Origin of the sequence: Belliella filtrata (assembly GCF_022549775.1) — a bacterium.
Lineage (GTDB): Bacteria > Bacteroidota > Bacteroidia > Cytophagales > Cyclobacteriaceae > Belliella > Belliella filtrata.
Map to the genome: position 1 here is coordinate 97,401 of NZ_JAKZGP010000003.1, position 12,654 is coordinate 110,054.

Genomic DNA, 12,654 nt, shown 5'->3' on the forward strand with positions numbered 1-12,654 from the left:
CACATTAAATTGAAAATCATGAAATCTATAAATAAATATATAAGTATATTATCGCTAGGCATAGTTCTATTCTTTGCTTCTTGTCAAGATGATTGGTTGGAGCGGAATCCACCAAATATCCTGTTGGACGATCAAGTTTGGAATGATGCGAACTTGGTTTTGGGGACAATTTCCAACTTTTATGACAGGATTCCAGCCCATGTAAGTTTGACAGCAGGATGGGTAGATATGGCTGCATATGATGAAGCAATCTGGTCAGGATATTCTGGGAATGATTGGTTAAATAATTTTGTACAGTATGGCTTTGATCGATGGGGACTGTGGGATTATGGTTTAATAAGAGACATCAATTTGAGTTTGAATAAGCTAAGGACAGTCTCAAATTTGCCAGAAGAGCGTATCGAACAGTTTGAAGCTGAGCTTCGATTTATTAGAGCTTATGTTTATTTTGAACATGTCAAGCGTATGGGAGGAGTACCTTTAGTCCTTGATGAATTAATCTATGATTTCAGTGGTGACCCTTCTGGCGTTCAAGTTCCAAGAAGTATGGAAGAGGAAATTTATGATTTCATAGCTGATGAGATAGATGAAATTAGAGGGGTATTAGGTAATGTGGGGAGCAGGACTCGGGCAAATGAGTTTACAGCACTTGCATTGAAAAGTCGGGCGATGCTTTATGCTGGGTCTTTGGCTAATTATAATAGCCAAATGGGAACGCCAATTACTTTGCCTGGAGGGGAAGTGGGAATCTCAGCTTCAAGAGCCAATGAATATTATACGAAAGCCCTAGAGGCATCTCAAGAAATCATCCAATCTGGTGTATTTCAACTTTACAGCAGTAACCCAGATTTGGGAGAAAATTTCTATGAATTATTTATCAATAAAAATGATAATCCAGAAGTGTTATGGGCACAAGATTTCTTGGCGTCCGCTGATAAAAGGCATGGCTTTACTTATGATAATATTGCTAGATCAGTAAGGGAGGATAATTTAGGTTCCTCAGCCATAACTCCTGTCTTGAACCTTGTTGAGGACTATGAATACCTTGATGGTAGCTCGGGGGAATTGAATTTGAGAACTTCAGATGATAGTGATTACATCTACTATGATGATGTCACAGAAGTTTTTGCCAATAAAGATGCAAGACTTTATGGTACTGTGATTTATCCTGGTAGTCAATTTAGGGGGAATGAAATAAGAATGCAAGCGGGTGTTTTGCGCTGGAATGGTAATGGATATGATAGAATAGAAGGAAATGATTTGGGTGGGATGTTTGAAGATGGAAGATTACTGGTAGGTGAATCAGGACCTCATCGAAATATTCAGGAAGTTTCAAATACTGGTTTTTATCTCCGTAAATATGTAGATAACGCACCCCAATCAAGTACAAGGGGTGTACTCAGTACTGTTTGGTGGGTAAGGTTTAGGTTAGGTGAGATCTATCTTAATGCAGCAGAAGCAGCATTTGAGCTTGGGCAGGTAGATGTAGCAAGGAATTATCTAAATGCCTTAAGAGAGAGAGCTGGATTTGGTGCTAATAGCTTAGAGATAAGTGATGTAACGACTGATAGGATTAGAAATGAAAGAAGGGTTGAGTTGGCTTTTGAAGACCATGTAGTATGGGATTATAAAAGATGGAGAATAGCACATCAAAAATGGGATGGAAATAATAATAACCCTGATGCAGTGATGTATGCTCTTTATCCTTATAGAGTTATTCATCCAAATGATCCCTCGAAAGATGGAAAGTACGTGTTTGAAAGAATTAGAGCACCTAGATTTATAGCTCCTAGATTCTTTAGAATGGGAAATTATTATTCCTTAATAGGTAACAATTTGGTAGATGCTAATCCTAGACTAGTTCGTAATCCTTTCCACTAAAATCACTTTTGAACTCATGAAAAATCTAAAAAAAATAAATATCCTCATCCTTTGCTTATTTGCATTGGCCGGAATGACAAGTTGCGAGTATGATAATTTTGATGCTCCAGAATCTATGTTAACTGGAAATGTTGTCTTTGAGGGAGAACCTATTTCTGTGAGGAGTGCAGGTGTAGAACTTGAGCTTTGGCAGCGAGGTTTTGAATTGTTTCAGAAAATCCCAGTTCATGTTGCGGCGGACGGTTCATTCTCTGCAAAGCTATTTGATGGTGAATACCAAATGACTCAACTTAATAACAACGGTCCTTGGATCAATAATCCAGATACTTTACATGTTACTGTGAGAGGGAATACAGTGGTAGACTTTGAAGTTACTCCTTACTTCATTATTCCAAATGCATCCTTTTCCTTAAGTGGGACTGAGGTTACAGCTACTTTTGAAGCGCAGAGAGCATTTCAAAATGCAAACATTGAGCTTATCGGTCTATATATGGGGACTACATACCACACTGATAGGGTCAGAAACGAAGCGGCCTTCGAAATCACAGCTGCAAATCTTGCTCAGCCAGAAGGTCAGTTTGTCGTAAGAGGGCAGATTCCTGCAGGTCTCAGGTCTAGGAGTCAAATACATGTAAGGGTGGGAGTGAAAAATGTTGGCACTGAAGAGTTGGTTTATAGTCTCCCTTTTCTATTACAATTGAACTAATTATAGAAATAATTCAAGGGTATGCATTTGGCATGCCCTTGAAATTTGTAAAAGAATATATGAATAAATGTCTTCTTTCTTTTGTTATTGCGATCATGCTTTTGGTTGCTTCTCTTCGAGCTTATGGGCAATATAGAGATTCAATTCAAATACCTGTGCACGATCCGGTAATGATACAGGAGAAGGATTCATTTTATTTATTTGCCACAGGAAGAGGGATAAGCGTGTGGAAGTCTTCAGATATGCAAACTTGGACTCGTCAAAATCCAGTTTTTGAACAAGCAACTGATTGGATGAAAAAAATAGTTCCAGACTTTAAAAATCATATTTGGGCACCAGACATATCTCATCACAATGGTTTCTACTATCTATATTATTCCATTTCCGCATTCGGAAAGAACACTTCTGCTATTGGATTAGCTAAAAATAGCACGCTAGATGAGAATTCTCCAGATTATGAATGGGAAGATCTTGGTATGGTAATCCAATCGGTTCCTGGTAGAGACAATTGGAATGCTATCGATCCCAATTTAGTGATAGATAGGGAAGGTGTTGCCTGGTTGAGTTTTGGGTCATTTTGGGATGGAGTGAAGATGGTAAGGTTGGCTGATGACCTCAAAACAGTTCAAAATGGAAAAGATGATTGGTTTACCATTGCTAGACGAAAAAGAACCTATGAACTGAATGATCGAAGTCCCGGAGATGGGGCGATTGAGGCTCCATTTATATTTGAAAAAGAGGGGTATTATTACCTCTTTGTATCTTTTGATTATTGCTGTAAAGGAGCCGAAAGTACATATAAAATAGTTGTCGGTAGATCAGATAAGGTACAAGGGCCATACTTTGATCGAAACGGTGAACCTATGCAAAATGGTGGAGGCAGTCTTGTTGTAGAGGGAGATGATAAATGGTATGGAGTAGGGCATAATGCAGCTTTAACTTTTGAAGAGAAAGATTATTTAATCTTTCATGGATATGAAGCTAAAGATAATGGTCGCTCCAAGTTGTTGATAAGGCAAATTAGTTGGGATCAAGATGGATGGCCTTCAGTGAGCTTAGTTCAAGAATGACTAGAAGAAATTTAATAGATAGAATTGAAATTAAACAAACCTCTAAAATGACCTCAAGTATCAAATTAGTGATGTTCTCACTTTCGCTTTGTGTTAGTACGCTCGCCTTTGCTCAGAAAGAGCGGCTACATTACTTCCCTTTGGATAAAGTCAAACTCCTTGATAGCCCATTTAAAAAAGCTCAAGAGGTAAATAAAAAATACATCCTTGAAATGGATGTAGATAGACTTCTCGCTCCTTACATGAAAGATGCAGGAGTCACTTGGGAAGCCGAGAACTATGGCAACTGGGAAAATACAGGGCTGGATGGCCACATTGGAGGTCATTATCTTTCGGCACTAGCCATGTTGTATGCATCCTCTGGTGATGTAGAAATTAAAGAAAGACTTGACTACATGATAGCCCAGCTTAAACTTGCTCAAGACAAAAACGGTAATGGATATCTTGGTGGTGTGCCGGATGGTCAAAAAATATGGGAAGAGATCCGAGCAGGTAAAATTAAAGCGGGTGGATTTTCTCTAAATGATAGGTGGGTACCACTTTACAACATCCATAAAATATACGCAGGCTTGCGTGACGCTTATTTGATAGCTGGAGTTGATGAAGCGAAGGATATGTTGGTAGATCTCACAGATTGGTTTGCTGAGTTGACCAAGGATTTTTCAGATGAACAATTTCAAGAAATACTTATCAGCGAGCATGGAGGATTAAACGAAGTATTTGCTGACCTTGCCGAAATCACAAATGATCAGCGATATTTAGTCTTGGCCAGGAAAATGTCTCATCGTGAGATCATGGATCCTTTAGCCCAAGGTAAAGATCAATTGACAGGTAAGCATGCCAATACACAAATACCAAAGGTGATTGGCTTCCAGCGTATTGCACAACTAGATGAATCTGCTGAATGGAATAACGCTGCGGAATATTTTTGGGAAAATGTCACCAATCAAAGGTCGATCTCTATAGGAGGTAACAGTGTAAGGGAACACTTCCATGGAACTGATGACTTTTCGCCGATGCTATCTTCGGATCAAGGACCAGAAACATGCAATACATACAACATGATGCGTCTGTCCGAAAAACTATTCGAAAGTGCTCCAGACAGAAAGTATATAGATTTTTATGAAAGGGCTATGTACAATCATATTCTCTCTTCACAGCATCCTGAGCATGGTGGATTTGTATATTTCACCCCAATGAGGCCGAATCATTATAGGGTATATTCTCAGCCTCATGAAAATTTTTGGTGCTGCGTGGGATCTGGTCTAGAGAATCACACCAAGTATGGTCAAGTGATCTATGCTAATCAAGAAAATGATCTTTTTGTAAATTTATTTATTCCTTCAGAATTGAATTGGTCTGACAAAGGAGTGAGGCTTATCCAGCAGACAAATTTCCCATACGAAGAGTCAACTACCCTTACATTTGATCACAAAGGGAAAAAGGATTTCAATTTAAAGATCAGGTATCCAAGTTGGGTTGAGAGAGGTTCGCTTAAAGTAAAAATTAATGGAAAAGAACAGCCTATAACACTAGCTTCTGATGGGTATGTACTGCTCAATCGCAAATGGAAAAAAGGGGATCAAGTGCAAGTGCTATTACCTATGAAAACCAAAGTGGAATATTTGGCAGATGGATCACCTTGGGGCTCTTTTGTACACGGCCCCATTGTGCTAGCGGCTGAAACAGGGACAGATGAACTCAAGGGGCTTATTGCTGATGATAGTCGAATGGGGCATGTAGCAAGTGGTAGAATGCATCCAATCTATCAGACTGATATTCTTAACAAAGTTGAGCTAAATGAAATGCCTCAAAAGCAAGCGGATGGGTTTAGGTTTTTACTTGCTGAAAATAGCTTTCATAATAGAAAAGAAGCTTTGAACTTGATGCCATTTTATGAATTACATGATAGTCGATACCAAGTATATTGGCCCATATTGGATGTAGAAGAAGTGGAAAGTTTCAGGGAATCTTTGAAATCAAAGGATGAATTGATGCTAAGGTTGGAAAGGATGACACTAGATAAGGTGGCTGCGGGTGAGCAGCAGCCTGAATCAGAGCATGATTTTCGAGATGTAAGTAGCAAGACTGGGCAAATAGACGGTCGCTTCTGGAGAAGTACTTCTACTTCTTTTCAATACACGCTTAAGAATCCAGCAAATGAAGGAGCTACTCTCAGAGTGACCTACCTTCCTGTCCAGAGTGGAAAGCCTTTCCATGTGCTGGTCAATGGGGAAGTGATAGCCAAAGAGCAAATTAGCTCAAAAGACGAGGCTTTGATTATAGATAAAGATTATGATATCTCTGGCCTAGATCAAGACACCTTGGAAGTTAAATTTGAAAGTGTAGATGGTGAAGAAACAGCTCCTGTACACTTTATCAGGGTTCTAAAAAGCGTAGGCAAAATTAAATAAGAACATAATAAACCTTTAATTACAAATAAATGAAGACACAAAGCTTAAAAGGAATGATGCTCATCACAGTGATGTTTTTATCATTTTTTGCTCATGCCCAAAACAGGTTGATCGTCAATGCGGATCAAGGAAATGTTACGATCAATAAACATATCTACGGACATTTTGCAGAGCATCTTGGAAGGTGTATTTATGGAGGGATTTGGGTAGGCCCTGATTCTGATATTCCCAATGAAGATGGTTACCGAAAGGATGTGATGCAAGCATTGATTGACTTGGAAATCCCAAATTTGAGATGGCCGGGAGGATGTTTTGCTGATGAATATCATTGGACAGACGGTATAGGTGATCCAGCAGATAGACCAAAAATGGTCAATACACACTGGGGTGGTGTGACGGAGGATAACTCCTTCGGTACCCATGAGTTTATGAATTTTGTAGAAAAGATCGGGACTGAACCTTACATTACAGGAAATGTCGGTAGTGGATCAGTAGAGGAAATGTCAAAGTGGATTGAATATATCAATTTCGATGGTGTAAGCCCGATGGCTGATCTTCGGAGAAAAAATGGACAAGAAGAGCCTTGGGGTATTAAGTACTGGGGTGTAGGTAATGAAAGCTGGGGCTGTGGTGGAAACATGACACCAGAGTACTATGCCAATGAATACAGAAGGTATGCCACTTTTGCTAGAAATTATGAAGGATCTAAACTTTATAAGATCGCAGGTGGTGCCAATGATTGGGACCTGAACTGGACAGATGTCTTGATGAAAAATATCCCTTTGAACATGATGGATGGATTATCCCTTCATTATTATACAATTGCTGGATCATGGGAAAATAAAGGCAAGGCCACAGAGTTTGACAAGCAAGAATACTTAGAAACATTAAGAAAGGCAGCTAGAGTAGATGAGTTGCTTACCAAACACAGTACGATCATGGATAAGTATGATCCAAACAAAAGGGTAGGTATCATCCTTGACGAATGGGGAACGTGGTTCCAAGTGGAGCCAGGAACTAACCCTGGATTCTTGTATCAGCAGAACACCATGAGAGATGCTCAAGTGGCAGCCATTTCACTGAATATTTTCAACAAGCACGCTGAAAGGCTTCATATGGCTAATCTTGCTCAGACTGTAAACGTCCTTCAAGCGGTTATTTTAACCAATGAAACCGACATGATTTTGACCCCAACGTACCATGTCTTTGACCTATACAAGCCGCACAAAGATGCGACTTTGCTTTCACATGATCTGAAAAGTGAGGAAGTTAGCTTCGGAAGAGAGAAAATGGAAGCTTTACATGTCTCTACTTCAAGATCTGAAGATGGCACAGTCAATATCAGCATTGCCAATATTAATCCTGACAAAAAGATTGATCTTGATGTAGTGCTAAGAGGCATTGACGCAAAATCTGTTACTGCACAATTCATCACTGCACCAGCTGTAAATTCTCATAATACATTCGAGCACAAAGATGTGGTCAAAAAGGCTGAATTCAAAGATTTCAAATTGAGCAAGGATAACTTGAAAATTGCTGTTCCAGCAAACGCTGTAATGATGGTTCGAGTAAAGTAAGTCTTATCATTGAAAAAGATTTGCTTGTTTAAATAAGGGATGAATTCAATGTCTTTACGGAATCTATTCTTTATTGTAAGCTGTCAACAGTTGACATTCCGAGCATGGTATTGCTTACGGATTGTCGACTGTTGGCATTGTTGGTTTTAAAATATTAAGCATTGGAAGAAAAATCTAACAACCATAATGAAAAGTTCAATTAGCGTATTTATAACAGCTTTGCTTGTAGTGTGTACATTTGCATGCGATCAAAGCCATGACCATGAACACCATACTGTAGGTAGTCCAGATAAACTAACTCAAGTAGCTTTTAGCATAGAATCAGGAGAGCTTTTCTATGAGATATATCATAAGCAGGAGCAAATTTTAGAACCATCAAGGTTAGGTTTGGTGTGGGAAAACTTTGATTTTTCCAATAACCTTCAGCTTACAGCTGTATCAGAAGTGTCTATTGTAAGTGATACCTACGAGCTTGTTCATGGAAAGCAGAAGTCTCACCACTATCAAGCTAACGAAAGAATCTTGACTTTGGAAAATAATGAGGGAAAAGAGCTTCAAGTGGTATTTAGCGTGTCAGACAACGGCGTAGCTTTCAAGTATGTACTTCCAGATCTTGGTGATTCAAAAGTGAAAATGCTTGAAGAATTGACCACTTATAATTTTAAGACATCTGCAAAGACTTGGATTCAGCCTATGGCTGACCCAAAGACAGGTTGGGAAAAAACTAACCCTTCTTATGAAGAGTCTTATGAGAAAGGAGTAGCTGTAGGGAGCCCATCACCAATTGCCTCTGGATGGATTTATCCAGCACTTTTCCAATCGGATGATACTTGGGTACTGATCTCGGAAGCAGGTTTAGGGGCTGATCATGCCGCTAGCAGGTTAGCAGCAGATTCTCCTAATGGTGAATACAGAATTACTTATCCTTCAGACCAAGAGAAGATTTTTGATGGAGCAGTTTTTCCCTCGGCAACCGAATCCTGGGAAAGTCCTTGGAGGGTTTTGGCAATTGGCTCATTAGAAGCTATAGTTCATTCTACCTTAGGGACAGACCTCGCAGCCCCTCAGCGCACTGATTTAGATTTCACATATGTGAAACCTGGGGCTGCTTCATGGAGTTGGGCTTTAGGGAAAGATGAGTCCATTTACTATGATATTCAAAAAAAACACATCGATTATGCATCAGAGATGAACTGGAACTACTGCCTAGTAGACGTGAATTGGGATGTAAATATTGGTTATGAAAAAATAGGAGAATTGGCACAATATGCCCAAAGCAAAGGTGTAGGTTTGATTTTGTGGTATAATTCTGCAGGTGATTGGAACTCTACTCCCTACACACCAAAGCATCAATTGTTGACTAGAGAAATGCGTACAGCGGAATTCAATAAAATCAGAGATTTGGGAGTCAAAGGTGTGAAAATTGATTTTTTTGGAGGGGATGGCCAGTCTGTGATGCAGTACTATCATGATATTTTGGAAGATGCAGCTAAGTCAAATTTGGTGGTCAACTTCCATGGGGCAACCTTACCGAGAGGTTGGCACAGAACATATCCCAACTTGGTCACTGTAGAAGCCGTCAAAGGATTTGAAATGATTACCTTTGATCAGAAGTTTGCTGATGAAGCGCCCAAGCACATGGCTATACTTCCATTTACAAGGAATGTGTATGATCCGATGGATTTTACGCCTATGGCACTTCATGAAATCCCAAATATTATAAGAAGAAGTTCCAAAGGTTTTGAATTGGCATTATCTGTATTGTTCTATTCTGGAATTCAACATTATGCCGAATCACCTGAGGGAATGGCCAAGCAATCGGAGGAGGTAAAGGATTTTCTCAGAAAGCTTCCTAATTCCTGGGAAGAGACTAAATTTATAGAAGGGTTTCCTGGAGACTATGTGGTATTAGCCAGAAGAAATGGATCCGATTGGTATATTTCAGGAATCAATGCGCTTGAAACTTCTCAATCTATCGATATAGATCTTTCCAAACTCGGGCTTTCATCCTCCAAAGGCTTTTTAATCACCGATGATGAATCTAGTGAATCATGGCGTTTTGAAGATTTGGATGAATCCTCCAATTTATCCGTAGAAATGAATCCAAATGGTGGGTTTGTAATCCATTTAACGAAATAAAAATAAGTAAAATAATGAATAATAAATATGTAATCGGACTTGATTATGGCTCGGACTCTGTCAGGGCAGTATTGGTAGATACTTCAAATGGGAACTGTCTTGCTAGCCAGGTCTACTGGTATCCAAGATGGAAAGCAGGGAAATATTGTGATCCTGTGTCCAATAGGTTTAGACAACATCCAAAAGATCATCTTGAAGGCCTAGAGGAGACGATCAAAGGTGTGCTAGCAAGTTCTGGGGTAGACAGTACATCTGTCAAAGCAATCTGTGTAGATACCACAGGCTCTTCACCTATGCCAGTAGACGAAAAAGGTCAGTCTCTGGCACTAAAACCAGGGTTTGAAGAGAATCCAAATGCTATGATGGTGCTATGGAAAGACCATACAGGAATCAAAGAAGCCGATGAAATCAATCATGTGGCTAGAACGTGGGGAGGAGAAGATTATACCAAATATGAGGGTGGAATTTACTCTTCTGAATGGTTTTGGGCAAAAATCCTTCATGTAGCTAGAGAAGATGAGGCAGTAAAAAATGCAGCCTTCTCATGGATGGAGCATTGTGATTTTATTACAGCTCAATTGATCGGAAGTACAGATCCATTGACATTCAAAAGAAGTAGGTGTGCAGCTGGTCACAAAGCGCTTTGGCATGAGTCATGGGGAGGTTTGCCACCAAAGGAGTTTTTGGGGCTGTTTGACCCTTATTTGGCAGAATTGAGAGATAGGTTATTTACAAAAACATATACTTCAGACCAAGTAGCAGGTAATTTGAGTCCCGAATGGGCAAGTCGCTTGGGGCTGTCAGAAGATACCATTGTGGCAGTAGGTACATTTGATGCCCATGCAGGAGCTGTAGGAGGGGAAATCACAGAAAACACCCTGATCAAAGTCATGGGGACATCCACATGTGATGTGATGGTAGCCTCCAGAGAAACTATTGGCGATAAGCTAGTCAAAGGAATCTGTGGACAGGTAGATGGCTCAGTGATCCCCGGGGCAATTGGATTAGAAGCTGGACAGTCTGGTTTTGGTGATGTACTTGCCTGGTTCAAAAATCTTGTTGTCAAGCCAACCATCTCCGTGATCAAGGATACTGATCATATCAGTCAAGAACAAAAAGACAATTTGATAGCTGAAATAGAAGACAGGATCATCGTTCAACTTTCAGAAGATGCATTAAATATCCCCGTTTCTGAGTCCAAGATTGTCTCCTTGGATTGGATTAATGGTAGAAGAACACCAGATGCCAATCAGTCTTTAAAAGGAGCTATCAGGAACTTGAACATGGGGTCTGATGCTGCAAGGGTGTTCAAATCCTTAGTAGAAGCTATCAGTTTTGGATCCAAGCGCATAGTGGAGCGCTTTAGAGAAGAAGGGGTACAAATAGATGCAGTAATTGGTCTAGGAGGAGTCGCCAAGAAATCCACTTTGGTGATGCAAACTTTAGCTGATGTGCTCAACATGCCGATCAAAGTAGCCACTTCTGATCAAGCACCTGCACTCGGAGCAGCCATGTATGCAGCAGTAGCAGCTGGAATTCATCCAGACACAGCATCCGCAATCAAAGCCATGAGCAACGGCTTCGATAAAGTATACGAACCAATTTCAGCTAATGTCCCAGTATATGAGAAGCTGTATGCTGAATATGTGGAATTCGGGAAGCTAGTGGAGAATGGCAATTGATTTTAGAAGGTAGTCCCGATAGCTTGGGATTAGATTGGAAAAGGGATTGTGTATTTTTATTACACATTAATTTTCTAATCTAACTGTTACCGCTAGGCAAAATCAAATAAAACATAGGACAAAGCAGTTTGCTCTAGCTGTGATTGAAGTTATTGAATTTCTAACAAATTCCGCATCAGCAAAAGTAATTTCACATCAGCTTACTAAAGCAGCTACTTTTGTAGGTGCAAATTATAGAGCTGTGTGCAGGACAATAAGTGATGATGAGTTTATTTCTAAGCTTCAAATAGCTTTAGAAGAGGCAGATGAAACTTGTTATTGGTTAGAATTAATTCAAGCGAAGTGTTGGGTTGATGTTTCAAATCAACTACAAGGAGCAAATGTGCTAAAAGCCATTTTTGTCAGTAGTCTAAAAACGATCAAAAGCAGGATTAAAAATTCGAGTAAATGATTTAAACTCCAAAATCTACAATAAACAATGTACAAAGAACTAAAACAAGCCTGTTACCAGGCGAATATGGAATTGCCGAAGTTGGACTTGGTGGTCTATACTTTTGGAAATGTGAGTGCTGTTGATAGGGCAAATGGAGTGTTTGCTATCAAGCCTAGTGGAGTGCCTTACGAGAGCTTAAAGGTTGATGATATTGTTATTGTCGACTTTGATGCCAAGGTAGTGGAGGGAAAAATGAGACCTTCATCAGATACCAAGACCCATGCGTTTTTATACAAGCACTGGGAGCATATTGGTGGGATATGTCACACGCACTCTACCTATGCAGTTGCTTGGGCACAAGCCATTATGGATGTGCCTAACTTTGGGACCACTCATGCTGATCACCTTACGGCTGACATCCCGTGTGCTCCACCTATGGCGGATCATTTGATAGAAGGGGATTATGAATACAATACTGGACAGCAGATTTTGGATTGTTTTTCAGAGAAAAACTTGAGTCCAGAAGAGGTGGAAATGATATTGGTGGGAAGCCATGGTCCTTTTGCTTGGGGAAAAGATGCCGCAAAGGCAGTCTATAATAGCAAAGTGCTTGAAGAGGTGGCAAAAATGGCTTACCTTACACTGCAAATTAACCCAAATGCTGCGAGGCTAAAAAATGCGTTGATCAAAAAACACTATGAAAGAAAGCATGGTAAGGACGCATACTACGGTCAAGGTTGCTAAAAAATAAA

General features: G+C 39.9%; 9 protein-coding genes. All 9 read left to right on the forward strand.

The window, feature by feature from the left end; all coding sequences use genetic code 11:
• Nucleotides 1-18 precede the first annotated feature (18 nt).
• The 9 genes from MM239_RS02615 to MM239_RS02655 all read left to right on the forward strand — a co-directional run bounded on the left by MM239_RS02615 (nt 19) and on the right by MM239_RS02655 (nt 12,646).
• Nucleotides 19-1,881 (forward strand): RagB/SusD family nutrient uptake outer membrane protein, encoded by a 1,863-nt coding sequence (locus tag MM239_RS02615; RefSeq protein ID WP_241346357.1) that lies wholly within the window; start codon nt 19-21, stop codon nt 1,879-1,881.
• Between the two features lie 16 nt (nt 1,882-1,897).
• Nucleotides 1,898-2,587, forward strand: coding sequence for a DUF3823 domain-containing protein (locus MM239_RS02620; RefSeq protein ID WP_241346359.1), 690 nt, complete (start codon nt 1,898-1,900; stop codon nt 2,585-2,587).
• Nucleotides 2,588-2,646: 59 nt separating this feature from the next.
• Nucleotides 2,647-3,657, forward strand: coding sequence for an arabinan endo-1,5-alpha-L-arabinosidase (locus tag MM239_RS02625; protein ID WP_241346361.1), 1,011 nt, complete (start codon nt 2,647-2,649; stop codon nt 3,655-3,657).
• A 47-nt stretch (nt 3,658-3,704) separates the two neighbouring features.
• A complete protein-coding gene (locus tag MM239_RS02630; protein WP_241346363.1) occupies nt 3,705-6,071 on the forward strand; it encodes a glycoside hydrolase family 127 protein in 2,367 nt (788 codons plus the stop codon).
• Nucleotides 6,072-6,100: 29 nt separating this feature from the next.
• Nucleotides 6,101-7,648, forward strand: a complete 1,548-nt coding sequence (locus MM239_RS02635; protein WP_317235598.1) for an alpha-N-arabinofuranosidase — start codon at nt 6,101-6,103, stop codon at nt 7,646-7,648.
• A 186-nt stretch (nt 7,649-7,834) separates the two neighbouring features.
• On the forward strand, nt 7,835-9,787 hold the full coding sequence (locus MM239_RS02640) for a glycoside hydrolase family 97 protein (RefSeq protein ID WP_241346365.1): 1,953 nt from the start codon (nt 7,835-7,837) through the stop codon (nt 9,785-9,787).
• Nucleotides 9,788-9,801: 14 nt separating this feature from the next.
• On the forward strand, nt 9,802-11,469 hold the full coding sequence (locus MM239_RS02645) for a ribulokinase (protein WP_241346368.1): 1,668 nt from the start codon (nt 9,802-9,804) through the stop codon (nt 11,467-11,469).
• Between the two features lie 106 nt (nt 11,470-11,575).
• Nucleotides 11,576-11,920, forward strand: coding sequence for a four helix bundle protein (locus MM239_RS02650; protein ID WP_317235599.1), 345 nt, complete (start codon nt 11,576-11,578; stop codon nt 11,918-11,920).
• Nucleotides 11,921-11,947: 27 nt separating this feature from the next.
• Nucleotides 11,948-12,646 (forward strand): L-ribulose-5-phosphate 4-epimerase, encoded by a 699-nt coding sequence (locus tag MM239_RS02655; RefSeq protein WP_241346373.1) that lies wholly within the window; start codon nt 11,948-11,950, stop codon nt 12,644-12,646.
• Nucleotides 12,647-12,654 lie beyond the last annotated feature (8 nt).

Excerpts from the sequence above, each read along its gene's own strand:
- MM239_RS02615 (WP_241346357.1), top strand. The coding sequence starts at position 19 with ATGAAATCTATAAATAAATATATAAGTATATTATCGCTAGGCATAGTT.
- MM239_RS02620 (WP_241346359.1), top strand. The coding sequence starts at position 1,898 with ATGAAAAATCTAAAAAAAATAAATATCCTCATCCTTTGCTTATTTGCA.
- MM239_RS02625 (WP_241346361.1), top strand. The coding sequence starts at position 2,647 with ATGAATAAATGTCTTCTTTCTTTTGTTATTGCGATCATGCTTTTGGTT.
- MM239_RS02630 (WP_241346363.1), top strand. The coding sequence starts at position 3,705 with ATGACCTCAAGTATCAAATTAGTGATGTTCTCACTTTCGCTTTGTGTT.
- MM239_RS02635 (WP_317235598.1), top strand. The coding sequence starts at position 6,101 with ATGAAGACACAAAGCTTAAAAGGAATGATGCTCATCACAGTGATGTTT.
- MM239_RS02640 (WP_241346365.1), top strand. The coding sequence starts at position 7,835 with ATGAAAAGTTCAATTAGCGTATTTATAACAGCTTTGCTTGTAGTGTGT.
- MM239_RS02645 (WP_241346368.1), top strand. The coding sequence starts at position 9,802 with ATGAATAATAAATATGTAATCGGACTTGATTATGGCTCGGACTCTGTC.
- MM239_RS02655 (WP_241346373.1), top strand. The coding sequence starts at position 11,948 with ATGTACAAAGAACTAAAACAAGCCTGTTACCAGGCGAATATGGAATTG.